Source organism: Vibrio satsumensis (assembly GCF_050337435.1).
GTDB classification, from domain to species: domain Bacteria; phylum Pseudomonadota; class Gammaproteobacteria; order Enterobacterales; family Vibrionaceae; genus Vibrio; species Vibrio satsumensis.
Window position 1 is genome coordinate 80,978 of record NZ_JAKJSX010000005.1, and the last position, 24,586, is coordinate 105,563.

Here is a 24,586-nt window from a genome sequence, read left to right on the forward strand (position 1 = left end):
TCAGCAATCAGCGGACCCATTTTATGAAAATGTTAAAAACCTCTATCGCTTTCGCTATCTCTTCTGCGCTTTTAATTGGTTGCAGCAGCGACACTGATTACGTTCAACCTGAAGAAGTAAAGATCGCTACTTATAACTTGTCTTTTGATCGTGCGACATTCCAAGATCTCGTCACTGAAATGCAAATCGAACCTAGCGTTCAAGCGAGGTTGGTGTCCGATTATTTGGACAATACAATTAGCGCCGCTGACAAAGAAAAGGCAGCAAAAGTTATTCAGATCCGTAACGTCGCAGCTGTGATTCAAAAGAATCGTCCTGATGTGCTTATGATGGCTGAGTTTAACAATGACGGAACAGGTGCTGATAAATCAGCGCTTGAAGGTTTTCAAAAGAACTACCTTTCTGTTGCTCAAAGTATTGAAGGTGCAGGTGGCGACGCGAACCTAGAGCCAATCTCATACCCATACTTTGAAAGCTACTCAACTAATACAGGTTTACTGAACGAATTTGGTTTTGATTTAGATAATGATGGTAACGCTGGAACATTGCCAGGAGATGCGTGGGGCTTCGGTTTGTATCATGGGCAATACGCATTTGCTCTAATGTCAAAATATGAAATCGATACAGCCAACACTCGTACATTCCAAGAGTTCAAATGGAAAGATCTCGAAGGTGCCACTATTCCAACAATCACTGTTTGCGACGACCCTAGTAAGTTCCCAACAGGTATGGTTTGCGGCGATGAGTGGTACACGGCCGAAGAATGGGCAGAAGTTCGTTTATCTTCAAAGAACCACGTTGATGCGCCGATCCTCATCCCAACCAAAGATGGCACAGAAACCGTTCACTTACTGATGTCACACCCTACTCCGCCCACTTTCGATGTAGGTAAGAACATTGAACAGAACGCAGCAGAAGTCGACTTCTGGCACCAGTACATCCAAAACAAATCATTCATCTATGACGACTCAGGAAAAACTGGCGGCTTAGAGCAAGGTAAACACTTTGTCATGATGGGCGATCAAAACCTAGACCCAGTAGATGGCGACGGTATTAGTTCTGTAATGCAGGACTTGCACAATGATGTATTAGTTAACCAAGATGTCACCAATGGCAGCTTGTACCCAACAAGTTATGGTGCAGCTGAACATGCGGTAGATAAATCATCGTCTCACCCACAGCCAAACCGTATCACTTCGACATTTGGACTTGCTGTAGATTACGCACTGCCGTCCGCTTCATTAAACATTGTTGAATCTGGTGTTTATTGGTCAGCTTCGTACGAAGAAGGACGCAAGCTATTCAATGACTCACGAATTGGTGATTATGGTAACGGAAAAGATGTTTCTTCAGATCACCGTATGGTTTGGGTCAAAGCAGATTTCAGTAACTAACCCACTCAATTGAACCCTAAGAAGCCCCCATATTACTATGAGGGCTTTTTAATAAGCGTAACCGATTACCACTAGCTTTATGCTCTCGAGTTTGAATTGTGGACGCCAAGAACCATAGTTATTGGATTTCAGAACTCTTTCTTGAATCTGAATTTATAACTATATTACTTGCACTTATTGAGTTAAAAACCAAGGAATTAGAATGAGTAAGCTAACCATTATTGCAACAATCGTCTCTAAAGGAAGTAAGATTGAGTTAGTTAAATCCGAGATGATTAAATTGATCGATAAAACCCGTATTGAAGATGGCTGTATTAACTACGATCTACACCAAGATAACGATAATCCGGCTCACTTCGTTTTTCATGAAAACTGGGAGTCTGAAGCTCACCTAGAGCAGCACTTAGCAAGCCAGCACATCGCTGAGTACGTAGCTGCGACCGAAGATTGTATTGAAAGCTTTGTGATGAACAAAATGACGCATATTGCATAGCCGAACGACTCAATCCTAATTCAATAAAAAACCCTGCTCTTAACGCAGGGTTTCGCTTTTCTTGCCTGTCATACTTTTTCGAGTTCATTTTGCACCCGGCTCGATGTGCCACTTCCTCCCTCATAAACAGAGCCTAACCTATCCACAGTCGAAATATTCCTAAACGAATATCAAGCAACCTCACGAAAGATCATTCACATTCATTTAAATACTGTTCGCGCGCTTTGACCATAAACTAAGCGCCAAATTACAAGAACAACAGTCGACAGGAATGTAGATGAATACCAAACAACTTGAGAACGCTGTAAGTGAAGTAAGTTTATTCAATCAGCACCTCCACTTAATCCAATCCGTGCATACCATTCCGACCCCAAAAATGAATTGGGAGTCGATTACGATGAAAGCTGCGCCGGCAATGCCAACGGTTCGATTCGATCACTGTCTACTCATCAGACTAACACTCAGTTCGTCGTGTTAAATCACTTTATATACAAAACCATTATGTCGAAACACACTATCTCACGAACATCGCACCCATTAGCAAATACAATTTCATACACACGATTCCTACCAAAGCTAACTTTCGTTCTAATCGCTTTCTCTATGCCCCTATTCGCAGAAGAAGTTGAAGAAGTGGTACTCGAGGACGAAGTCGTATTAAATGAAGGTTCTGAGTTAAACGAAGAAGCTGAAGAATCTCCTTTTACGACCCTGACCAAGCTCGGGTTTATCTACTCTCAAAACACCAGCTCATCTTTATCAATCAACTCTGGAATCTCTGTTGGATACAAAAAAGAGAACTGGGGTCAACGTGTCCAATTCGATACGTACTATACCAATGCTGAAAATGATGAAGACGGCACTAATCGCTATACCACCAACTATGGCATCAGCTATGACTTAAACGAAGTCACCTATTTGGTTGCGACAACACGTTTTGAACACGACCACTTTGGTACCTATCGTAAGCAGTTCATTGCTGCTACCGGACTAGGTCGTCACTTTTATGATACTGAAAGAATTAAACTCCAAGGCTCCGCTGGTCCGGGTTACCGAATCAGTAAACGACAATCCTCCGATGAAGAGTTCCCCAACAAAGAAAACTATGAATTGATCGTTAATGCCAGTGTTGATGGCTCATTAACGCTCACAGAAACGTTTTCTATGGGCGCAACCGCTAACATGGCTTACGGTGAGGAAAACACCAACTACAACCTCAAAGGCTATCTAAAGAATATTCTGATGGGTAATTTGGCGCTAACCTTTGATACCGAATATATCTACAACACCACTGTTGCATCTGACCAAAGTAACGCCGAAATCTACAGCTCAATGAATCTAAACTACGATTTCTAACCGCCCTCACTGCTTTCTTCACTTAATCTAGCCCACAATAGCAAAAGGCCCTCACAATGAGGGCCTTGAAGTATCTAGCTAAATCTAAAGCATCTCGCTACGCTGTTTTCGCTCTTAACCGAGTCAGTATGTCCATCTGTTTTAGATTCGCCATACCAACGTACGCGACAGGCACTAAGAACAGTGAGAAGAAAGTTCCTGCTGTCAAACCTCCGACTAACACCAAACCAATATTGATTCGGCCTAATGAACCGGGACCATCCGCCAACGCTAATGGCAATGAACCGAGGATCATCGTCAGTGACGTCATCAAAATGGGACGTAACCTTGAACGCGCACTGCTTATCGCCGCTTCTTTCACACTTGCGCCAGATTTACGTTTCTCGTTGGCAAACTCCACCAGCAAAATACCGTGTTTGGTCACTAGGCCAACCAGCGTCAGCAATCCTATCTTTGAATAGATATTCAGGCTTTGTCCAAATACTGAAAGCGTCAAAATCGCACCCACAATACACAATGGAACCGTCAGTAAGATAATCATCGGGTCGACAAAGCTTTCAAACTGCGCCGCCAAAATCAGGAAGATGAAAATCAACGCCAATACGAACAACACCTGTGCACCGGCTGTTGAATCGACCAAGTCTTTTACAATGCCATTGAACTCGTAGCTCTGAGCAGGTTTCAATAAGCTTGGTACTGTGCCATCAATGTAGGCCTTCACATCACTTGCCGTGTATCCGGGCATCAAGTCCGCGGTAATTTCAGCACTATCTTTACCCATGAACGTCTTGAAGTTGGATTCTGATGTCACTTGTTTGATTGATACAAACTGAGATAAAGGAAGCCTTTGACCCGACTGTGAATCCACATACAGCTTATCGAACACCTTGAAATCACCAAGGTCACTTCGGTTCACTTGCACTTGAATTGGGTAAGTATAACCGTCGTCCGCTTGCAAATCTGCCGCTTTGACAGAACCAAGGAACGTCGATAACGCATTGGTTACATTACCGTAATCAACACCAGATAGCACAATCGCATTGCGGTCAATCGACAAGTCATAACGTAATTGGTCACGCAACATTGAGTTCTTAATGTTGGTCACACCCTCGTAATCCTCTAGCGTATTGACGACCTCACTTGCGGTTTCAGACAGCACCGTGGTATCACGGTTAACGGTAGTCAGTTCAAGGATCATGTTGGTTGCAATGTTTAAGTTATCTGCTGAGCGCACCTTGAAAGACATGCCGTAAGCAGAGACCGAACTTTGTGCTTTAGCGATAAATTCATTCACTAATTCATCGGCAGACTGGTCACGTTCGCCCCATGGTTTCAATAGAACGTGATTAGTCGGTGTACCTTCAATGTAAGATAAGTTCGCTTCTACTGAAGTATCACCTTTGAATACACTGTTAAGTTGCTCATTGTTATCTAGATGGTACTGACGACCAACCCCTGTTGGCGGCGTAGAACTCACCTCAACAAAGCCAGTATCTTCCGTTGGAAGCAACACTTGAGGCATTTTCCAAACCGCCAAAGCAGACAGAGCAATCAGCATCAAAGCGATACCACTCATCAGAGCCTTACGATCAAACCATTTGCCCAGTTCATCGGTGTATAAGTCCGATAGCACATTCAGTTTTGCATCAACCTTCTGATACCACTTCGCCGGGGTTGATACTGGCTTCATTAAATAAGCACTCATCATTGGTGAGAGCGTTAACGCCACAAATCCAGATATGATCACCGCTGCCGCAAGTGTGAACGCGAACTGCCTAAATAGATCAGCGGTTAAACCAGCCATCAAGCCTATTGGTAAGTAAACAACCGCTAGAGTCAACGTCATCGCAATCACTGGGAATACGATCTCTCGACATCCTTTAATTGCTGCATCAAATGGGGTTTCACCCTCTTCAATATGTCGGTAGCAGTTTTCAGCAACAACAATCGCATCATCGACTACCAAACCAATGGCAAGAATGATCGCCAAAATCGTCAGTACGTTGATGCTAAAACCAAGCAAGTGCATTACAGCAAACACACCTATCACACACACCGGGATGGTGATGATCGGGATAGAAGCGACTCGAAAAGAGCCAAGGAACAGAACCACAACCGCTGAAACCAGAACAATCGCCTCAACTAAAGTCATAAAGCCTTCGTCAATTGCCGTTTTAATGAAATCAGCTTGGTTATAAACCATCTTCATCTCAATGCCTTCTGGCAACTGAGGCTGAATCACATCAATCTGTTTCTTAACTTTATTGGCGACGGTTACTGGGTTTTCACTTTTCAGTGGCAATACCTGAATCGACATCGCTAGGTTGTCATCTACACGAAGAATACTTGGCGTTAGGCTCTCTTCACCCATTTTAACTTCAGCGATATCACCTATACGAATAATCTTGCCGTTATCGACACGAACCACCAAGTCTCGCACGTCATCAACGCTGGTCACTTGGTTTACGGGGTTGATTGAGAAGTCTCTTACCTGCCCCTTGATAGTACCCGCAGTAAATGTCGCGTTGTATGAGCTCAATGTTGCAACCACATCGGATGCACTCATCTTGAGCGCCATCATGCGATCGGGTTGTAGCCAAACACGCACCGCTTTTTCACTACCCCCATACGGCCCCCAAATACCGCCCACACCTTGGATGTGTTTAAATTGAGGCACGACTTGCTGACTAATGTAGTCGTACATATCTTGCTTAGACATCTTGCCTGTATTCACAAACGTGATGATGTTACTCGGCATACTGGTGTCAGAAGAATCATCCGTTACCGTTGGCTTATCCGTCATACTCGGCGGGAAATCACCAATCGCTTCGACACTGCTGCGCAGGTTGTTCATCAAGCTGGTGTATTCGACGTCATCAATGTCATCTTCAAAGATAATTTTTAGATTACATGTTCCTTCCTGACAGTCCGTCGTCATGGTTTTCACGCTGTCGAGGCCAGTTGCGGCGGTAATTAGCTTATCTGCCACATTGCGCGACATGAACTCTGCACTGGCGCCATTGACCGCTGCTGTTACCGTTGCTGACGGTGTTTTATGTTCAGGAAAGTATTGGATTGAGAGCTTTTGAAACGAGAGAAGCCCAAGCAAAACAATGGTGATGCTCAGTACAGAAGCAAACACCGGGTGCTTAATACAGATCTCAGGAAGCTTCATTCAAATTCTCCTTCGTTGCGGCTTCCTTGCTTTGAGTTTCGCTTACTGATTTCTCAACAGTCGAGCTTGTTTCTGCTTGCTCGCTGTTTTCGCGGATCGTTTCGTCTACACCTTTTGATGCTTCAGTCCAATCAACCGAAGGCTCAATCGGATGTGGTTCATCCACCTGTGTTACGGTCTTTTCTACTTGAGGCTCAGCAGTCTGCTGAGTGTTCTCTTTGTCTGTCGGCTCTGTGATTAACTCAACCGTTTTTTGTTCAGCATTTGGATTCATTACCTTAACTAGTGAGGCTTTCTTGAGATTCTGTTGCCCCGTCACAACGACGTTATCACCTAGTTTTAAGCCCTTTTCTACAACAACGTAACCATCGTTAGTATTTACGCCTAATTCCACAATGCGTTGCTCGATTTTTTCACCATTCACTACCCAAACAAAGCGCTCCGCATCTCTTGCTTGAACGGAATTTTGAGAAACCACCATCTGCGTCGAGTCTTCGCTCGTCATCTGACTTACTTTGGCAAACATACCCGGAACCAAGCGATGTTCTGGGTTAGTCACGCGCGCGTGTACTTCTACACGGCCTGAACTTTCGTCCACCGCCGGCGCAATGTAATCCACCACGCCAGAAAAGGCTTTATCGACAAATGCATCAACTTGGATGGAAACATTCTGACCTAGTTTTGCGTTACCCAAGTCAGACTGTCCAATTGAATACTGAACTTCGACAGGATCGAGTTTGATCAAACTCACCAACGCAGTTGAGCTATCAATCTTACTACCCACTGAGTGAGTAAAATTTGTTAGCTGCCCATCAAATGGCGCAACCAACAAATAGTCATTCATTAGCGCTTCTTTCTGACGGAAATCAGCCGCAGCTAAATTCGCCTGCTCTCCCAGTTCTTCAACATCTTGTTGAGACATAGAGTCAGGCTGTTTCTTTAGTAATTCTTGTACTCGCTTTAATTTCGACTTTGCTAACGCTAGAGAGCTTCTTGCTTTGTCTAAATCGGCTTTCGCTTTGGTATTGTCCAGTTGAGCGATCAACTCGCCTTTTTTAACTGAATCTCCATCTTTGAAATGGATATTGAGAATTTTGTCGGAGGCACTGAATGTCAATGCAGCAGAATCCGTTGCCCTGATTTTGCCAACCTCGTTGATTGAAGATGTGAATGCTTGTTTGTGCGCTTTTTCGATAGTCACAGGAATCAAGTTTGAGTCTTGGGCAAACGATGGAGAGATATGTAAGGCAAACAGTGCCAAACAGATTGTTTTGCTAAGCTTTGTAAATTTCATTTTTAATAACCATAACCGTCAAATTCAAATGAATTAAACGTTTTTCTAAGCAGCTATTTTTTACTTAATGAGCTTCCAGCTATTTAAATAATGCTAAAACAGCTAATAATGAGAATTGGGCTCAACTCACTGTCGAGCCCAGCAATGTTTATATGATTCCTAAAGTTTTCGTTCTAAACTCCAAAGTAAAAGTTAAAAACGATGTTGATATTGAACACCAAGTAAAACAGCGTCAGCGCTCACATCTGCAGTTATATTGGAACTCGTTCCTGGAATCGTCGTCAGGCTTTCGTCAATATTTTGTGATTCTCCGATGATAAAGCCGACACCAATGTCCACAGAACTGGCAGCCGTGAAGTTATACGTCCCTCCGACTGTAAGCCAATGACGGTTAACATCAGGAATAGAGAGCGATGTGAGTTCGTCAGTCGGGGAAATGTCGTACATGTAGCCCGCTCGTAGAACGATGTCTTTTGACATGGTGTATGTACCACCGACAGAAACATGTCCTGCATCCTTCCATTGATACTCTTTAATTGAGTCGTCATAAGAGTCTGAAGTCAGCGAATCAAACTCAGACCAATTTACCCATTGCAGACTGTAATGGAATGCCCATTGCTCGTTAAGCTGATGCCAACCAGAAAACTCCAATGTATCTGGCAGTGGTACATTCATCTTGTCGGCAGGCACTCCACCTTTAGTAATATCCCCTTCAACTTCGATATCCGGGCTATATCGATAAGTAATTCCGAACCTGTTGTTTTCATTAACTTGGTAAGTAGCACCTACATTGGCGCCCAGCCCAAAACCATCAGCATCAACGTCCAGCAGGTTTTTTCTATGAATTTCGCCTTCCCCATAGATGACATCTAGCCCTGCACCTAAATTGATCTTTTCAGAGAGCTCATAAGCGACAGCAAAGCCGACATTGATACTTGAGAGTGCCGTTTTTCCACCAAACTCATCCGCTTCAAACGACTCATCAAACTCAACATCGGTACCGAAGTTAGAATGCACAGTGGCACCTAAGGTAAATTTAGAGCCTTGAATCGGATGAACATAGTGAAGGTTTGGAACCAATGTTCCCGCATCGAGAGATTGATCATCGAGTGTTTCTGTATTGCCTATCATCGGCGTGTAACTCACATTAGAAACATCGATACCACTATCGATATAAACAGAACCTACAGACAACATAGGTCGTTCAATATATGCCATTGCAGCGCTGTTCTTAGCGACGATCGCAGCACTGTCAGCTATTACAGCATCCCCGGCAAATGCTCGACCTAAACCCGTTGCAGACTGCGCGTTAAGTTGAAATCCAGCCGCGTTGGTCAAGCAAGGAACAAGAGCTGCTGCAGTGCCCAATATGAGTTTATTCTTCATCTTAAGGCACCTCAGTTTCGATATGATCTTCGTTGTTTATAACTACGACTGAGCCGTCACTCATTACCATTGAAGCAACGGCAATTTGTTGAGTGCCCACCGCTTCACGAACGTCTGACATGTTTTCACCTGGTGTGCCCGGCAATCCATTTTCATCAACAGGCCCTTCATAAGGAAACAAATACGTACCGTGTCCACCTGTTGTCGTTCTTATGACTCCACCGAGTTCGATCTGATCACGCTTTGTACCCGTTATTGGGTCTAAGCCAAGCGCAGTAATCAGTGGTTCAGTACCAGTACGAATGTTATCTGGCGCGGTATTCGGAATTACGCTATCTGGGACATAATCAACACCAACGTCACAGGTTTCCCCGCAATCTCCAACGGCAGCTAACAAAAGAGTTGGTTGCTCAGCAGCTACTTGGCGAGAGATAAAGCTAGCAGGGTCAGCACTATCAATTGTTGCTTGAACCCCTTGTTTAAGGTCAGTTACAACAAGATCAAATATGTCATTCTCCAGCTGACTCACAAGCAGCGCGTTATCTGTTGAAAGTGCGACAAACTCCCGAAGCGCTTCAATGCACTGCTGATTCGTTGCTTCTGTTGTACATGTATCTGGTATCACAGTTTCAGCAATACCGCGCTGAACATCTGGGGATTTCTTAACCCCTTCTGACATTTCAGGACCTAAGGTTTGAGAAGACAAAACCAAATTGGTTAGCCCCTGCCCCGGAACAACAAAGTTCACCGTATTGAATTCGAAATTAGAATTAGTATCCGAGTGAAAATCAGGGCTTGCTTGGCTAAACTCACTCACCATTACCGACATAATTCCACCCAGCGATTGTCCAATTAAGTGAACGTCATCTTTTTTCACCCAAGCTTCTTGGCTTAGCGCATAACGAAGACCTAAAAAGTCAGACACTGATTGCTGAAGGTTAGAACGCAGTGCTAAAGGGGAATCAATATTGATGAAGAACGCCTTGTTTGCTCGAGCACTGATTTCTATTGGATTTTCTGGGTCGCTAATGTCATACCGCATTCGCTCACCATGATATGGCATGTCGATCGCAACGACGGCGTAACCTTTTTTTGTATATTCCGCAGCCATCAAAGAAGCGGTACCGCGTTCAGCCGTAACACCATGAATAAATATTGCTGTAGGTAACTGACTACTTTTGTCCCATCCATTAGGAACATAAATATCTGCAGTTATATCTAACTCTTCGGTTATCTTCGGAGTTGGGACTCTTTCCGTAGGGAAACCACCATCGATGTTTGTAATCCATTCGTAAAGTGGAGGACAGTTATCCTTCGGTTCAAACTCATCAATGATACATTCTGATTCTCTTGCTTTAGTAAAAGGTAAATAGGAAGGAATCTTAAGCTGTTTGGTATAGAGATCGTAATCTTTCTTCCGTTCTGTAATCGGATTTAACTGACTAGTAAAAGAACTTCCAAATACCTCATGGTTATATTTCATCGCATCCAAGGGAGCATAAGAACTCTGAGTTTTAAACTGTGCGGCATATACAGGAATTCCTTTACCCGGATATATCTCTTCATATGAGCTTATAGCGCTGATAACTTGAGTGTGGAGATCTTGTTCTTTGTCGTTATTAAATTGTGCCTCGGAGTATATTAATTGATCAAAGCTAGCGTCTGCTTTTAAAGGTTCGTCAAATTCAGTTTTAACTCCATCAGTCACAACGATCGAATAAGTCGTATCTTCTTTTAATCCTGATTTACACTGAATAATAATATTAGAACCATCAGCTGATATTTGAGTGCCAACTTCCTCACCAGTTGACTCATTAATTAACACCACGTTCCCCGATAAAGTTTCATTATTCAGTGGAAAACGCTTATCAGAATTAACACTTTGTAAAGGAATTAAAATCGGTTCCGCACAAAGCCCCCAACCGTCTAGGGCTGCGTATGAATTGTTATAGTCCTGATAATAAGCATCATTGGTCGATGACATCGCGGCAGCGGGCTCACCGACTCCGGTAATGGTGCCATCGTCGTCGTACCCATATCCGTCGTTCGGTTTTGGTAGTTCATTAATGTTGTAAGGAACCAATACTGAAACAGGTTCTTGAGTCGAGTCTTCAGACTGACAGCCGAGTAAGGCAAGCGTAATTAGTCCACATAGATATGGCTTATTGAATTCGTTCAAAACAGCTCCTTCGTAGTTTTCGCATTTAACTGGTGTGGTCGTGCGATTTATCGTTATTTGAGTTGCCGGTTGAGTCGGAGGTAAGTTCGACTGTTATTCGCAGAGAGCAAGGCAACACAAGTTGGAATGACACGTTGATAAAACTACGTAAGAAATTTGAGCATTTAACCCACACCCACTAAATCAGCGTCACCTGTTAATGATCCAATAGCTACTAACGGCAGGCACCTGAAACCGCATTAAACAACCTCAAAAAGGTATATAAGGAAATCTAATTAGGTTAATAATCAACATAAATTCAGTTACTTAAATATCAAAGACGATGAAATCAGTAAGTTTATGTTTGTTGTAAGATTTGTTATATTTAGGTTAGAACGCTTATAACAATGAGAACGCAGATGTCTGCTGAATTTATTATCAATGATGATATACAGGTCAATTTAGAAGAGAGTGAAATCCATCACTTTAAGACGGGCCGTACCTACCCAATAGGTTCTAATGAATCAGAGCTGCTTAAGTTTTTTATCTCGAGACCCAATGAGGTGATCACTCGCCAAGTTCTGATTGAACAAGTGTGGGTGTCTAAAGGTATCTACGTTGAAGATGGCAGCCTAATGCAGACCATCTCGATTTGCCGAAAAGCATTAGAAGATAAGAGCGGGATGATCATCGTCACTGAGCGCGGTAAAGGCTACCGATTTGCAGGACAAGTGACACAAGACAAGGAACACGCGCTGCGTAAAATTCAATCTCAACCAAAACAAGAAACGAAACAACCTGAAGACAATACAGCGCCTGAAAGCTCAACAACCGAGACAACTGCCGCACCAAAAAAAACAAACAGTGTGTTAGCACTGATTGCATTATTTGTCGTGACTGCGGGGTTATCCCACTATTTGTTTTCTTATTTAGATAGAAATAGCCTAGGCGAAGATCTCGTGGGCCAGCATTTTATCTCTTGTAAAATTGAATCCGACGAATTCACTTTTAACGAGTTATTCAACGTCACGCTTTATGAATATAAGGGACGAAAAATAATCATCGATAATTCAGGAAAATCTCTGAGCTTTCCAGCAGGATTTAAAGGAGTGACTTGTGAATAACAAAACGAATACAGCAATTTTTGTGGTACTGCTTGGCGTATTAGTCGGCTGGCTTTCTACTTTTATTCCTAAATCACACCTTGAAGGGCATTATTTAGCAAATACAGCATCAATTATTAACCCGTCCAATAATATGATTCATAACCAGTCTTCTATTAACATCGAATTTAAGAAGAATGACAGTTATGACCTATTATACGTGTCGACCAAGCAAGTCGGTTTTACGTCATCAGGATCTTACTCTGTCACTCAACACGACATCTCACTGGATGAGAACCAACACCAGCAAATCATCCCGAATCGCGAGTTATCGTTTTACGAAAAAGTCATGATAAGTGAAGGTTCTACACTATCGTCTGACGCCATGCCTTACATTCCATTGAATAGAGAAGAGTTTTTACTGGTGACGCGTTATGGGATGATTCATTTTTGTAAGAAGGTAGTCTGCTCTGAGCTGTCAACGTATTCAAATGACACTCCTGACGTTGATATAAACTAAACTCGCTCGGCTATTTTAAGCTTAATTATAACTTGTGTTTTAGCGCTTACTTATGGGAAGTAAGTAGGCGTTAAACATAAGTAATCTTTAAACATAAGTAATCTTCAAAGCTAAGATTTTCACCTCTTTACTCCGATAAATACCCACTTCGTTACACGTTTCCTTCCAAAGTACAAAAAACACTCATGGTTTATAAAACAACGCCTACATATGCAACTAGAACAACCAAAAGTGATCCAAGTTATATTCTAACAAGCTACAAAATTTGTTTATTAACATCTGAATAACAGTAGTTAATCACGATTTACAACCACAATTAACATCGAAAAAAATGTTTGTCTTAGATCATATCAACCTCAACTATGCCTCGTGCCACAGTGCAGTTTTCTGTACATTCATTGTCATATTCTGAAACACTTTCTTATATTTTTTAAACTTTGTGGAGATTTCTATGTTAGAGCTCTTGATCGGATTAGTGATTACTATTGCTGTTGGTTACTTTATTGTAAAAGGCTATAAAGCGGCGGGTGTATTACTAACTGCTGGCCTTGCCCTACTTCTTATCACCGGCCTTATTGGTCACACAGTCTTACCAGCTAAAGTCGCTTCAACAGGTAACATGGTTACCGACTCACTAGAATTTGTTAAATACATGCTTCAGTACCGCGGGGGCGGCCTAGGCATGCAAATCATGCTTCTTTGTGGTTTTGCTTCTTACATGACGCACATTGGTGCTAACAATGTGGTAGTGAAACAGTTCTCAAAACCACTTGCTGCGATCAAATCTCCCTATGTACTTCTTGTTGCGGCTTACATCGTAGCGTGTCTAATGTCTCTAGCAGTAAGTTCTGCAACGGGTCTCGGTGTACTATTGATGGCAACCCTATTCCCAATGATGACGGCAATGGGTATTTCTCGCCCAGCGGCAGTTGCGGTTTGTGCATCACCTGCAGCCATCATTCTTTCACCAACCTCTGGTGATGTGGTAATCGCGGCAGAAAAGTCAGGCATGTCTCTTGATGTGTTTGCTGTTCAAACGGTACTGCCTGTTTCTATCTGTGCGATCATCGTGATGGCGGGTGCGGCTTTCTTCTGGAACAAATACCTAGATAAGAAAGAAAACACACCAATGGAAAAAGTTGACGTTTCTGAAATCGAAACAACGGCACCAGCTTTCTACGCTGCACTTCCATTTCTACCTATCATCGGCGTTTTCCTATTCAACGGTCGTACGATTCCAGGGCTTTCACTTGATATCTACACCATTGTGGTAGGTTCTATCTTCGTGGGCGCGGTCATCGATTACGTTGTTAAGAAGTTTGACGGCGAGAAAACATTAGAAGATTTAGACTCTTGCTACCAAGGTATGGCTGACGCGTTCAAAGGCGTGGTAATGCTGTTGGTTGCGGCAGGCGTATTTGCTCAAGGTCTAATGTCTATTGGTGCGATTGATAACCTAATCGGTCTTGCTGAATCTGCAGGCGCAGGCGGTATCGCATTGATGCTTATCCTGACGGGTCTAACGGTGGCTGCAGCTATCGCGACAGGTTCTGGTAACGCGCCATTCTATGCATTCGTAGAACTGGCTCCATCACTGGCTGCGAAAATGGGCTTGAACCCAGCGTTCCTAATCATCCCAATGCTTCAAGCATCGAACCTAGGCCGTACCATTTCGCCAGTATCTGGTGTAATTGTAGCGACATCTGGTATGGGCAAAATCAGCCCATTTGAAGTAGTAAAACGTACGTCTGTACCTGTAATCTGTGGTCTTATTACGGTTATCTTTGGTACGCTTGTATTGGTTCCTATGGCAGCGTAAGCCAACGTTAGTAAGCACAGCTACTTAGTAACACCAATATCGATATAAAATGCTTAAACAAAAGGCGCTGAACTTAATAAGTTCAGCGCCTTTTTAATATCACTGTCTCAACATCGTTAAGACTATCGAGACACGTATAAGCAGTCAGGCTTGAAATAGTTTTATTTCAAAGGAACAAGCCCTACTTCATTTCACCATAGCGTTCTAGATACAGAACCGTGGCAGCAGTACGTGAAGGCACTTGCAGCTTTTTCAGCAAGCTTTTCATATGTACCTTAACTGTCGATTCAGAAATAAACAGGTGATCAGCGATCTGTTTGTTGCGGTAACCTTTCGCAACTTCTTGAAGGATTTGCATTTCGCGTTCAGTCAGTTGGTCGAAGATATCATTACGGCTACCTGCGTCATTTAAGTAACGAGCAACCACACTGCTGTATGCCTTGTCACCACTGTGTGCTTGCTTAAGCAGTTCGATTAACTCATCGGGTTCTGTGTCTTTCAACAAGTAACCATCAGCACCCGCTTTTACAATCGCTTCAATGTCTGCAGGGCTATCAGAGACAGTCAGGATTACAATGTTTGCGCTTGAGCCGTCAGTACGAAGTGCTTTCAGCGTATCAAGTCCAGACATACCTTTCATATTAAGATCCAATAAGATCAAATCAGGTTCTTCTTCATGGGCAAGAGCGACTGCTTCAGTACCGTTACTTGCTTCTGCAATCACTTCGAATTCATCTTCAAAGCTCAGTAATTGACTTATACCTCTACGCATCAATGGATGATCATCAACCAGCATTACTTTACAAATCGTCAACTTTAACTTCCTTCAAACTTTTATATTTCAATATGACTGTACAGCCTTCACCTTGAGCTGCTTCAATCGTTAAGTCGCCATTCAGTCTTGCCGCACGCTCCTGCATAATGCTCATCCCGTAGTGGTTCGTCTTGGAACTACTTGAGTCAAAGCCATCTCCATTATCTTTAATCACGACTAATACTTCACCGTCCTCATCGATACAGCATACATCTATCAAGTCGGCATTGGCGTGTTTTATTGCATTTATTGTTGCCTCACGAATCAACTGAAGCAAGTGAACCTGACTGTGTGCATCAAGCTCTATGGATGAAAGATTATTGGTTAGGTTAATCTTTGCATCTGTTCTTTCGCTGAGCTCTTCAAGCATGGTGCTCAAAGCATCTCCGAAGTTGCCCTCTTTTATGGTCAACCTGAATGTGGTGAGTAGCTCTCTTAACTGAGTATAGGCGTCTGCTAAACCGTTACCGATTTCCGACGCTATTTGTTCTGACTGCTCTCTGTGTTGCTGCTCTGGTAACTTACCAATCACACGCTTTAATAATGTAACTTGGATTTTCAAGTAGGATAGTGATTGAGCCAGTGAATCGTGCAACTCACGTGCGATCGTCGCTCGTTCTTCCATAATAATAAGCTGTTCGGCTTTCTTTTGGGCACGATTATAATAAATAGCTCGAGATAACAGTTGAATAAAGCTCTCGATCAACGCCTTGGTAGAATGCCCATGGTGATACGAACAGTACAAGTAACCGAGAATGAGTTCGTTATCATCTAGCTTCATCTCGAACTTTTCGTAATCTAAATTCGAATCGTAGCCTTCATCCATAATCAATGAACGACCCGAGTTATCAGCTATCTCAAGCCTTAACGACTCTATTCCTTCTAGACTGACTAGGTGCTGCAGAATAGCTCGGAAGTTTTCTGGGGCGATACGTGTAACCGTAAGTTCTTGTGACGAGTGATAAAGTGCCTGCAGTGACTGGTTAGCATTTTGTAGTTCTACCGTCTTAGCATCTACTACATCTTCAAGATTGCGATAAAGCACGCCGAGATCTTTCGCCATCGAGTTAAAGGTTTTAGTCAAAATGCCCATTTCGTTGCTACTGGTCACTTTGAGTTCTACTTCAAAATCACTGTTCTTAATTCGCTGGCTGGCTCCAACTAAGGCATGTAGCGGTTTAACAACTTGTTTACGTACAAAGTGAACAACAAAAAGAGATATGACGAGAATTCCGCCTAAACCAATACCACCAGCCCACGCCAGTTTTATCAGCTTATCTTCAGAGAACTCTTGCAGCTTAAAAACGAAGCCATCGATTTCAGTCACGAAGTTTTCAACTAACACGAGATAGTGTTTGCGATCTTCACTGTTCAATACACGTTTCAGCTCATGCCAACGGCCAATGATTAGATAGTAGTCTTCTGTGATGTCTGTCGGAACTTCCCAACTTACCAAATTGGTCATCGACGGTGAGTAAAGAGAGCTTTCGAATTCACGGATATGAGAATCATAATCAACTGATTCTATTTGAATATCATGGGCTAGACGGTAACTCTGCATTCGCATCGAACCTGCGACATTCACCGCTTCTGCATCATTCAGACTTGAAGCCAATGTAAAGATAGCAAAGCCAGTCGTAGTAACCGACAACAGCAGTATAGATAGCAGTGACTTAGCTATCGTACTCGTTACAGATGAAACCGGTTTTATAAGCAAAAGAGCCTTCCTATTGATAAATGACTTGCCAGCAAGATCGTATTGTCACACATCAAAAATCATAGCTCCATTCAATATGTGATCACTCGCTTCGTAATTTATTGATCTGAGACAATATATGCCCCCAATTAGCCCTAAGGGGGTATTTATACAATTGTTTCTAAAACTACACTACTTGTGAGGACAAATTACAAGATATTAATGGAATAATGACCTACAATTACAACATCTTAGCAACATCTATGGGTATCTAGTGGTAGATCTATCAAAACGCCGTCTATTTTCTAGGCAAAAAGTTGATTCAAGCCAGATTCGTTTGCCTTGGATTAAAAACCTAGAAAGCTTTGCAGATGACTGCACTCGTTGCGGTAAATGCATCGAGAGTTGTGAGACTGAGATAATCATTGTAGGCGATGGTGGGTTTCCTACTGTCGATTTCTCAATTGATGAATGTACGTTCTGCTATCAATGCGCAGACGTTTGTCCTGAACCCATTTTTACGCCAAAGCAAGGAGAGCCTTGGCAAGCAAAAGCAAGTATCTCTGATAAGTGTTTAGCGCAACAAAATGTTGAATGCCGAAGCTGTGGTGACATGTGTGAACCTATGGCCATTCAATTTCAACTTAGAGCAGGCAGTGTTGCTCTACCAAAAATCGAGTTAAATGAGTGTAACGGTTGTGGAGCCTGCGTAGCAGTTTGCCCTACTTCAGCTATTCTTGTGAGTAATGCATAAATAAAAATAACGAGAGCAATTTATGGCACTAAATGAAGTGCATATATCAAGTTTAGTCGTGCATGTGAGCCCAGAGCATCTCAATGAGATCAAAGCAGAGATCGAGCAATTCGATAACGCTGAAATCTACGGAGATAGCCCTGAAGGCAAAATCATCGTGGTCCTAGAAACCGAAAACCAAGGTTTTGTAACGGACACCATCGAAGCAATAAACAACATTAAGAACGTTTTAGGGACAGCTTTGGTTTATCACCAAATCGAAACTGGACTAGAAGAAACGGATTTAGAAACTGGAAGCAACAATTCTCAACTTGAGGGTGAAGTATGAAAATGACAAGACGTGCGTTTGTGAAAGCAAACGCAGCTGCATCAGCGGCAGCCGTTGCAGGTGTGACACTACCAGCAACAGCAACCAATCTGATTGCTAGCTCTGATCAAACAAAAATCACGTGGGATAAAGCGCCTTGTCGTTTTTGTGGTACGGGCTGTTCGGTACTAGTAGGTACTCAAAACGGCAAAGTGGTTGCGACTCAAGGCGACCCAGAAGCACCGGTAAACAAAGGCCTTAACTGTATCAAAGGCTACTTCCTTTCAAAAATCATGTACGGCAAAGACCGTCTAGAACAGCCTCTTCTTCGTATGAAAGATGGCGAGTTCCATAAAGATGGTGATTTCGCACCAGTATCTTGGGACAAAGCGTTCGACGTGATGGCTGAGAAATGGAAAGCATCTCTTAAGAAGAACGGCCCAACAGGTGTTGGTATGTTCGGTTCTGGTCAGTGGACAGTAATGGAAGGCTACGCAGCCGTTAAGATGATGAAAGCGGGTTTCCGTTCAAACAACATCGATCCAAACGCTCGTCACTGTATGGCTTCTGCGGTAGGTGCATTCATGCGTACCTTCGGTATCGATGAGCCAATGGGTTGTTACGATGACTTTGAACACGCAGACGCATTTGTACTGTGGGGTTCAAACATGGCAGAAATGCACCCAGTACTATGGACTCGTATTACAGACCGTCGTCTAAGCCACCCACACGTTCAAGTAAACGTACTGTCTACTTACTACCACCGTTCTTTTGAGCTTGCAGACACTGGTTACATCTTCAACCCTCAGTCTGACCTTGCGATTGCAAACTTCATCGCAAACTACATCATCCAAAACGATGCAGTTAACTGGGACTTCGTGAACAAACACACGAACTTCAAGCAAGCAACAACAGACATCGGTTACGGTCTTCGTGATGATGATCCTCTACAGAAAGCAGCAGCAAACCCTAACTCAGGCGCAATGACTGCAATCTCTTTCGAAGATTACAAAGCATCGGTTGCTGAGTACACAGTAGAAAAAGCATCTGAAATGTCAGGCGTATCTGAAGAGAACCTGATCAAGCTTGCTAAGCAATACGCGGATCCAAACATCAAAGTGATGTCTCTATGGACAATGGGTATGAACCAACATACTCGTGGTGTATGGATGAACAGCCTTGTGTACAACATCCACCTTCTAACAGGTAAGATTTCTACTCCAGGTAACAGCCCATTCTCACTAACTGGTCAGCCATCTGCGTGTGGTACAGCTCGTGAAGTAGGTACGTTCTCTCACCGTCTACCTGCAGATATGGTGGTTGCTAACCCTAAACACCGTAAGATTGCAGAAGACATCTGGAAACTTCCAGAAGGCACTATCCCAGCAAAACCGGGTAAACACGCTGTTGCTCAAGACCGAGCATTGAAAGACGGTACGATCAACGCTTACTGGGTAATGTGTAACAACAACATGCAAGCTGGTCCAAACATCAACACTGAGCGTCTACCTGGTTACCGTAACCCAGACAACTTCATTGTTTGTTCAGACCCGTACCCAACAGCAACAGCTCAAGCTGCTGACCTTATCCTTCCTACCGCAATGTGGATTGAGAAAGAAGGTGCTTACGGTAACGCTGAGCGTCGTACACAAGCTTGGTACCAACAAGTGAAAACAGTAGGTGAAGCTAAGTCTGACCTATGGCAAATCATGGAGTTCTCTAAGCGCTTCACTATTGAAGAAGTTTGGGGGGAAGAACTGGTTGCGAAAATGCCTGAGTACCGTGGCAAAACCATGTACGACGTGCTTTACAAAAACGGCAATGTTGATGCGTTCCCTCTGTCTGAAGCTCAAGAGCTTAACGACGATGCACAAGCACAAGGTTTCTACGTTCAAAAAGGTCTATTCGAAGAGTACGCTGCATTTGGTCGCGACCACGGTCACGATTTAGCACCATACGATACTTATCACAAAGTACGCGGCCTACGTTGGCCAGTTGTTGACGGTAAAGAAACACTATGGCGCTTTAAAGAAGGTTCAGATCCATACGCTAAGAAAGGCTCTGGCTGGGACTTCTACGGAAAACCAGATGGTAAAGCGCTGATCATCAATGCTCCATATGAAGCTCCACCAGAAGTACCAAACGAAGAATACGATATGTGGCTATGTACAGGCCGTGTTCTTGAGCACTGGCATACAGGTACTATGACTCGTCGTGTACCAGAGCTTTACAAAGCAGTACCGGATGCACTTTGTTACATCCACCCTGCTGACGCTAAAGCTCGTGGTCTTCGCCGTGGTGATGAAGTTCTTATCGAAAACAAACGTGGTGAAGTTCGTGTGCGTGTTGAAACTCGCGGCCGTAACCGTCCACCACAAGGCTTGGTATTCGTACCATTCTTTGATGCAAGAATTCTGATCAACAAGTTGATCTTGGATGCAACGGATCCTCTGTCTAAACAGACGGACTACAAGAAGTGTCCAGTTAAGATCACTAAAGTCGCTTAAGCCCTAGGCTTAGAGAGACGATCTTAAGTATCTAATATTGCGGCTACTTTTTTCACGCTTTTGAAAAAAGTAGTCCTCTCAAAGAATTAGCCTTTAGGCGGAGAAATTAACCATGAAAAAACTGATTACTGCTCTACTATCAGCTGGTCTTTTGCTAGCTGGTGCAGTTCAAGCTCAAGCTGAACTGGATAACCCAGGCGGCATTGGTGGCGTAGAATCTCTACGTGGTGCAAGTGAACTTGAAGCAACTCGCGCAGCAGATGACTTCAAAAAGTTCCCTCGTGACCAAGTACTTGAGAGTGACTACGTATACCAACCACCTCTAGTGCCTCATACTATTCGTAGCTATGAAGTTTCTCTTAACGCTAACAAGTGTCTTTCTTGCCACAGCTGGAAAAACGCAAAAGAAATGGGTGCTACTAAAGTGAGTGTAACTCACTACATGAACCGTGAAGATGCGGTACTTGCAGACGTATCACCTCGTCGTTACTTCTGTCTACAGTGTCACGTACCTCAAGCTAATGCTAAGCCACTAGTTGAGAACGAGTTCAAACCTGTAGATTCACTGCGTTAATCGTAGCCGGACTGTAAGAGAGGCTATATATGATAAAATTACTTAAAGCGTTTTGGAAAAGACTCGCGACACCAAGTAAAGCAGCCGTAGGCGTTGTTTTGTTCTTGGGTTTCTCGGGTGGTCTTTTGTTCTGGGGTGCATTCAACACGGGTATGGAGGCAACTAACACGGAAGAGTTCTGTTCTGGCTGTCACGCACCTATCGTTGCTGAAATCCAAGAGACAATTCACTACTCTAACCGTTCTGGTGTTCGTGCTATCTGTTCAGACTGTCACGTACCTCATGAATGGACAGATAAAATTGTTCGTAAGGTTCAAGCATCTAAAGAGCTATACGCACACTTTATTGCGAAAACCATCAATACTGAAGAAAAGTTCAAAGCACGTCGTGCTCACCTAGCGGAACGCGAATGGGCTCGATTGAAAAAGAACGATTCACTTGAGTGTCGTAACTGTCACCAGTTCGATTACATGGACTTCTCAGAGCAGAGCCCTCGTAGCGCGAAACAACACTCGACTGCGCTAGCTTCTGGTGAAAAAACGTGTGTAGACTGTCACAAAGGTATTGCACACAAACTACCAGACATGCACGGCGTTGAAGGCTGGCAATAAGGAGCGATTGAATGAGTACTTTAGAAAGCGTAATTTGGCACATCCTAGGTTACAGCGCTATGCCAGTTATCATTCTTGGCGGCTTCGCAGGTGTTGCAGCCGTTTCTCTTTGGATTTTATCTATGGGTAAAGACAAAGAAATCGATTAATAATCGAGATTGCATCAACGTCTACCAGTTACTTCTGATAATGCGTTGATAGGAAAAGCCACTGATTTCAGTGGCTTTTTTATTATCTGACACTCTGTACTTTTACTTTCAAATACGTATACGTACTCTAAGCTTCACTTTCCGGTACGTCTTTCTTAGCAACTTCTGTATCAACGTTTTCTTTATCGACGATAGGAAGTACCTGTTTTACATAGTTACCTGGAGCCTTGCCAATCACAGGATTAAGCTCTGAGCCTTGATTGAAAGGTTCGATTTTTTCTTCAGTTTCAAAACCTTGGAGCCACTGATTCCAGTGTGTCCACCATGAACCTTCATTGTGAGTCGCATTCGATAACCACTCGTCTGCAGAATCATCTAAGCTATCGTTAAGCCAGAATCCATACTTCTTCTTGTCTGGGTGATTAACAATACCCGCAATATGACCAGACTCGCCCAGCACGAACGTCTTGTTGCCACCGGTATTCAAGGCACCACGGTAAGTCCCCTGCCAAAGAGCGATATGATCTTCTTTGGCTGAAATGAAGTAGCTTGGTATTTTTATCTTATTGAGATCAATCCAAACACCGCCCACTTTCACGCCTTTGTCTTGAACCAGTTTGTTTTCTAAATAAAGCTCTCGCAACAAGAAGTTATGACACTTAGCCGCCACGTTTGTGCTGTCACTGTTCCAGTACAGAAGATCAAACTCCATCGGGCTGCTGCCTTTGAGGTAGTTATCAATGTAATAGTTCCAGTACAGACTGTTTTCACGAAGCAAACTGAACGTCACACTCAACGAACGACCATCCATATAGCCCTTGCCATCGTTCTGCTTCTCAATCGCGTTGATGATTGTCTCATTGATATACGCGCCCACCTCACCCGGCTGCGAGAAATCCAACAAGGTGGTAAAGAACGTCGCGGTTTTAATACGTTTCTTCATGCGTTTTGCAGCGTAGTAAGCCACCGTCGAAGCCAACACCGTGCCGCCAATACAGTAACCTGCTGCATTAATCTGCTCTTTACCGGTAATGTCTTCAATCGCAGCAACGGCTTTAACCACGCCTTCCGTAACATAATCACCAAACTCAGTGTCTTTCTGCGCTTCACCAGGGTTGCGCCAAGACATCATGAATACGCTATGTCCTTGCTCAAGTAACCAGCGAACCATCGAGTTCTTCTCACGAAGGTCAAGAATGTAGTACTTATTGATGAACGGCGGAACGATCAACAAAGGCGTCGCGTTAACCTGCGGTGTCTTTGGATGGTACTGAATCAGCTCAAACAGCTCGTTTTGAAAGACAACATCACCTTCGGTGTTCGCAACATCCACACCCAATCGGAAAGCGTTGTTGTTGGTCATGCGGATCTTGAGTATATCGGCGCTTGCTTCAACGTCTGCTTGTAACTGCTCTAATCCATCGAGGAGGTTTTCACCATTTCGCTCAAGCGTCAGTTTCATCAACTCTGGATTCGTTGCAATAAAGTTGCTTGGAGAAAGTGCATTGATTGCCTGACGAGAAAAGAACGCCACTCGCTCTTTGGTTTTTTCGTCAATACCTTCGATCGAGTTGATGGTGTCAATATAGCTTTTACTGAATAACAAATAGGATTGTTTTATAAAGCTGTAGAACGGGTCGTTTTTCCACGCTTCATCAATAAAGCGCTTGTCGCTGCGGTCTTCTGAGATAACACTCTCGGTGTTGCCCATCAGCGCGGCATTCTGCCAGATCTTAAGTTGCTGTTCCCACCATTGAGATTGTAACTGAAGTAGAACGGCGGGTTGGCTAGCGGCTTGCTCGAAGATTTTTGATGCATCATCAAAGTTCAATTCTTGCATCGCTTGGTTTAGGGGAGATTGCGCGGCTTCCTTGTTTTGTTCAAAGCTTTCCCACCATTGCTGGTTCGTTTGTTGAAGTTTAACAAGGTAGTCCGAAAAGAAGTGTTGAAACATAACATGACTCCAATAATCGGAAAATCGCCACCGAGCCTCACAGTAAACACTGCGCTAACTCGACGGCGATTAAATTTATGCAGGTGTAACTGTTTTCAAGTTTTCAGTTGTTAGTGTTTCAACATCTTCTTTGAACTCTTTTGCAGCAGCTTGCATTTTTGAGCTATCACTCATCATCTGTTGAGACAGTTGAGTTAGCGCTGCTAGTTGCTGGCTGTTGAACGCCGTTAGGCTAGCCACGTCTTTGATTTCAGTCACTGCTTTCATTTGCGCAAGACCCATGTCCGTGTAAGTCTGCATTGCATTCATTTGCAGTTCAGTCATCGTTTGGACGTTCTTTGCAACCAACTTGTTGAACTTTAAGTACGGTTCAAATTGCTTTTCAGTTTGGTCAGTAATTGTTTTGAAAATATCCGTGTACATAAGTAACTCCTGATGAATACATAGTTTAATAAATTTGTGTCACTATCGTTTCAGCCAACGCTCATCGATTAACTCACGATGCTTTGAAAAGCTGATCCG

General features: G+C 43.4%; 21 protein-coding genes. 13 read left to right on the forward strand and 8 right to left on the reverse strand.

What is annotated here, in order from left to right:
- Window positions 1–23 precede the first annotated feature (23 nt).
- The 4 genes from L4C44_RS06210 to L4C44_RS06225 all read left to right on the forward strand — a co-directional run bounded on the left by L4C44_RS06210 (window position 24) and on the right by L4C44_RS06225 (window position 3,243).
- Window positions 24–1,394 carry an endonuclease/exonuclease/phosphatase family protein gene (locus L4C44_RS06210; RefSeq protein ID WP_428804617.1) on the forward strand — a complete coding sequence of 457 codons (1,371 nt, stop codon included), beginning with the start codon at window positions 24–26 and terminating at the stop codon, window positions 1,392–1,394.
- A 202-nt stretch (window positions 1,395–1,596) separates the two neighbouring features.
- Window positions 1,597–1,887 carry a putative quinol monooxygenase gene (locus tag L4C44_RS06215; RefSeq protein ID WP_146490713.1) on the forward strand — a complete coding sequence of 97 codons (291 nt, stop codon included), beginning with the start codon at window positions 1,597–1,599 and terminating at the stop codon, window positions 1,885–1,887.
- Between the two features lie 277 nt (window positions 1,888–2,164).
- Complete coding sequence (locus tag L4C44_RS06220; RefSeq protein WP_428804751.1) at window positions 2,165–2,365, forward strand: hypothetical protein; 201 nt, start codon at window positions 2,165–2,167, stop codon at window positions 2,363–2,365.
- 125 nt (window positions 2,366–2,490) lie between these two features.
- Window positions 2,491–3,243 carry a DUF481 domain-containing protein gene (locus L4C44_RS06225; protein ID WP_428804745.1) on the forward strand — a complete coding sequence of 251 codons (753 nt, stop codon included), beginning with the start codon at window positions 2,491–2,493 and terminating at the stop codon, window positions 3,241–3,243.
- 97 nt (window positions 3,244–3,340) lie between these two features.
- On the opposite strand, the gene L4C44_RS06230 is transcribed toward L4C44_RS06225, so the two are convergent.
- The 4 genes from L4C44_RS06230 to L4C44_RS06245 all read right to left on the reverse strand — a co-directional run bounded on the left by L4C44_RS06230 (window position 3,341) and on the right by L4C44_RS06245 (window position 11,328).
- Window positions 3,341–6,418, reverse strand: coding sequence for an efflux RND transporter permease subunit (locus L4C44_RS06230; RefSeq protein ID WP_428804618.1), 3,078 nt, complete (start codon window positions 6,416–6,418; stop codon window positions 3,341–3,343).
- Complete coding sequence (locus tag L4C44_RS06235; RefSeq protein ID WP_428804619.1) at window positions 6,405–7,712, reverse strand: efflux RND transporter periplasmic adaptor subunit; 1,308 nt, start codon at window positions 7,710–7,712, stop codon at window positions 6,405–6,407. The genes L4C44_RS06230 and L4C44_RS06235 overlap by 14 nt, the downstream gene beginning before the upstream one ends.
- A 192-nt stretch (window positions 7,713–7,904) precedes the next feature.
- Window positions 7,905–9,098, reverse strand: a complete 1,194-nt coding sequence (locus L4C44_RS06240; protein WP_428804620.1) for an outer membrane protein transport protein — start codon at window positions 9,096–9,098, stop codon at window positions 7,905–7,907.
- 1 nt (window position 9,099) lies between these two features.
- The gene (locus L4C44_RS06245) at window positions 9,100–11,328 is read right to left on the reverse strand and encodes a lipase (protein WP_428804746.1); all 2,229 of its coding nucleotides are present in this window, start codon (window positions 11,326–11,328) and stop codon (window positions 9,100–9,102) included.
- A 347-nt stretch (window positions 11,329–11,675) separates the two neighbouring features.
- Here L4C44_RS06245 and L4C44_RS06250 point away from each other — a divergent pair, with 347 nt between their 5' ends.
- The 3 genes from L4C44_RS06250 to dcuC all read left to right on the forward strand — a co-directional run bounded on the left by L4C44_RS06250 (window position 11,676) and on the right by dcuC (window position 14,698).
- Window positions 11,676–12,380, forward strand: a complete 705-nt coding sequence (locus L4C44_RS06250) for a winged helix-turn-helix domain-containing protein (protein ID WP_428804621.1) — start codon at window positions 11,676–11,678, stop codon at window positions 12,378–12,380.
- Complete coding sequence (locus tag L4C44_RS06255; RefSeq protein WP_428804622.1) at window positions 12,373–12,879, forward strand: hypothetical protein; 507 nt, start codon at window positions 12,373–12,375, stop codon at window positions 12,877–12,879. Before L4C44_RS06250 ends, L4C44_RS06255 begins: the two co-directional genes overlap by 8 nt.
- A gap of 451 nt (window positions 12,880–13,330) precedes the next feature.
- Entirely contained in the window at window positions 13,331–14,698 is a 1,368-nt protein-coding gene (gene dcuC, locus L4C44_RS06260) for an anaerobic C4-dicarboxylate transporter DcuC (protein ID WP_009845449.1), read from the forward strand.
- A gap of 181 nt (window positions 14,699–14,879) precedes the next feature.
- On the opposite strand, the gene L4C44_RS06265 is transcribed toward dcuC, so the two are convergent.
- On the reverse strand, window positions 14,880–15,512 hold the full coding sequence (locus tag L4C44_RS06265) for a response regulator (protein ID WP_008219279.1): 633 nt from the start codon (window positions 15,510–15,512) through the stop codon (window positions 14,880–14,882).
- Complete coding sequence (gene narQ / locus L4C44_RS06270) at window positions 15,499–17,229, reverse strand: nitrate/nitrite two-component system sensor histidine kinase NarQ (protein ID WP_146490720.1); 1,731 nt, start codon at window positions 17,227–17,229, stop codon at window positions 15,499–15,501. Before narQ ends, L4C44_RS06265 begins: the two co-directional genes overlap by 14 nt.
- Window positions 17,230–17,482: 253 nt before the next feature.
- On the opposite strand from narQ, the gene napF reads away from it, so the two are divergent.
- The 6 genes from napF to L4C44_RS06300 all read left to right on the forward strand — a co-directional run bounded on the left by napF (window position 17,483) and on the right by L4C44_RS06300 (window position 22,110).
- Window positions 17,483–17,962 (forward strand): ferredoxin-type protein NapF, encoded by a 480-nt coding sequence (gene napF, locus L4C44_RS06275; protein ID WP_048660078.1) that lies wholly within the window; start codon window positions 17,483–17,485, stop codon window positions 17,960–17,962.
- Between the two features lie 22 nt (window positions 17,963–17,984).
- Window positions 17,985–18,290 (forward strand): chaperone NapD, encoded by a 306-nt coding sequence (locus L4C44_RS06280; RefSeq protein WP_017058194.1) that lies wholly within the window; start codon window positions 17,985–17,987, stop codon window positions 18,288–18,290.
- On the forward strand, window positions 18,287–20,776 hold the full coding sequence (gene napA, locus L4C44_RS06285) for a periplasmic nitrate reductase subunit alpha (protein WP_048660077.1): 2,490 nt from the start codon (window positions 18,287–18,289) through the stop codon (window positions 20,774–20,776). Before L4C44_RS06280 ends, napA begins: the two co-directional genes overlap by 4 nt.
- A gap of 112 nt (window positions 20,777–20,888) precedes the next feature.
- Entirely contained in the window at window positions 20,889–21,350 is a 462-nt protein-coding gene (locus tag L4C44_RS06290) for a nitrate reductase cytochrome c-type subunit (protein WP_004731324.1), read from the forward strand.
- Window positions 21,351–21,379: 29 nt separating this feature from the next.
- Window positions 21,380–21,961: a NapC/NirT family cytochrome c gene (locus L4C44_RS06295; protein ID WP_009845456.1), complete on the forward strand. Its 582-nt coding sequence runs from the start codon at window positions 21,380–21,382 to the stop codon at window positions 21,959–21,961.
- Between the two features lie 11 nt (window positions 21,962–21,972).
- Window positions 21,973–22,110, forward strand: coding sequence for a TIGR02808 family protein (locus tag L4C44_RS06300; protein ID WP_010430103.1), 138 nt, complete (start codon window positions 21,973–21,975; stop codon window positions 22,108–22,110).
- 127 nt (window positions 22,111–22,237) lie between these two features.
- Here L4C44_RS06300 and phaC read toward each other — a convergent pair whose 3' ends face one another.
- Together phaC and L4C44_RS06310 are read right to left on the reverse strand one after the other, a co-directional pair.
- The gene (phaC, locus tag L4C44_RS06305) at window positions 22,238–24,064 is read right to left on the reverse strand and encodes a class I poly(R)-hydroxyalkanoic acid synthase (RefSeq protein WP_428804623.1); all 1,827 of its coding nucleotides are present in this window, start codon (window positions 24,062–24,064) and stop codon (window positions 22,238–22,240) included.
- A 75-nt stretch (window positions 24,065–24,139) separates the two neighbouring features.
- Window positions 24,140–24,487, reverse strand: coding sequence for a phasin family protein (locus L4C44_RS06310; RefSeq protein ID WP_055318901.1), 348 nt, complete (start codon window positions 24,485–24,487; stop codon window positions 24,140–24,142).
- Between the last annotated feature and the right edge of the window lie 99 nt (window positions 24,488–24,586).

Coding starts and splice junctions, on each gene's coding strand:
- L4C44_RS06210 (WP_428804617.1), top strand. CDS start 24: ATGAAAATGTTAAAAACCTCTATCGCTTTCGCTATCTCTTCTGCGCTT.
- L4C44_RS06215 (WP_146490713.1), top strand. CDS start 1,597: ATGAGTAAGCTAACCATTATTGCAACAATCGTCTCTAAAGGAAGTAAG.
- L4C44_RS06220 (WP_428804751.1), top strand. CDS start 2,165: ATGAATACCAAACAACTTGAGAACGCTGTAAGTGAAGTAAGTTTATTC.
- L4C44_RS06225 (WP_428804745.1), top strand. CDS start 2,491: ATGCCCCTATTCGCAGAAGAAGTTGAAGAAGTGGTACTCGAGGACGAA.
- L4C44_RS06230 (WP_428804618.1), bottom strand. CDS start 6,418: ATGAAGCTTCCTGAGATCTGTATTAAGCACCCGGTGTTTGCTTCTGTA.
- L4C44_RS06235 (WP_428804619.1), bottom strand. CDS start 7,712: ATGAAATTTACAAAGCTTAGCAAAACAATCTGTTTGGCACTGTTTGCC.
- L4C44_RS06240 (WP_428804620.1), bottom strand. CDS start 9,098: ATGAAGAATAAACTCATATTGGGCACTGCAGCAGCTCTTGTTCCTTGC.
- L4C44_RS06250 (WP_428804621.1), top strand. CDS start 11,676: ATGTCTGCTGAATTTATTATCAATGATGATATACAGGTCAATTTAGAA.
- dcuC (WP_009845449.1), top strand. CDS start 13,331: ATGTTAGAGCTCTTGATCGGATTAGTGATTACTATTGCTGTTGGTTAC.
- L4C44_RS06280 (WP_017058194.1), top strand. CDS start 17,985: ATGGCACTAAATGAAGTGCATATATCAAGTTTAGTCGTGCATGTGAGC.
- napA (WP_048660077.1), top strand. CDS start 18,287: ATGAAAATGACAAGACGTGCGTTTGTGAAAGCAAACGCAGCTGCATCA.
- L4C44_RS06290 (WP_004731324.1), top strand. CDS start 20,889: ATGAAAAAACTGATTACTGCTCTACTATCAGCTGGTCTTTTGCTAGCT.
- L4C44_RS06295 (WP_009845456.1), top strand. CDS start 21,380: ATGATAAAATTACTTAAAGCGTTTTGGAAAAGACTCGCGACACCAAGT.
- L4C44_RS06300 (WP_010430103.1), top strand. CDS start 21,973: ATGAGTACTTTAGAAAGCGTAATTTGGCACATCCTAGGTTACAGCGCT.
- phaC (WP_428804623.1), bottom strand. CDS start 24,064: ATGTTTCAACACTTCTTTTCGGACTACCTTGTTAAACTTCAACAAACG.
- L4C44_RS06310 (WP_055318901.1), bottom strand. CDS start 24,487: ATGTACACGGATATTTTCAAAACAATTACTGACCAAACTGAAAAGCAA.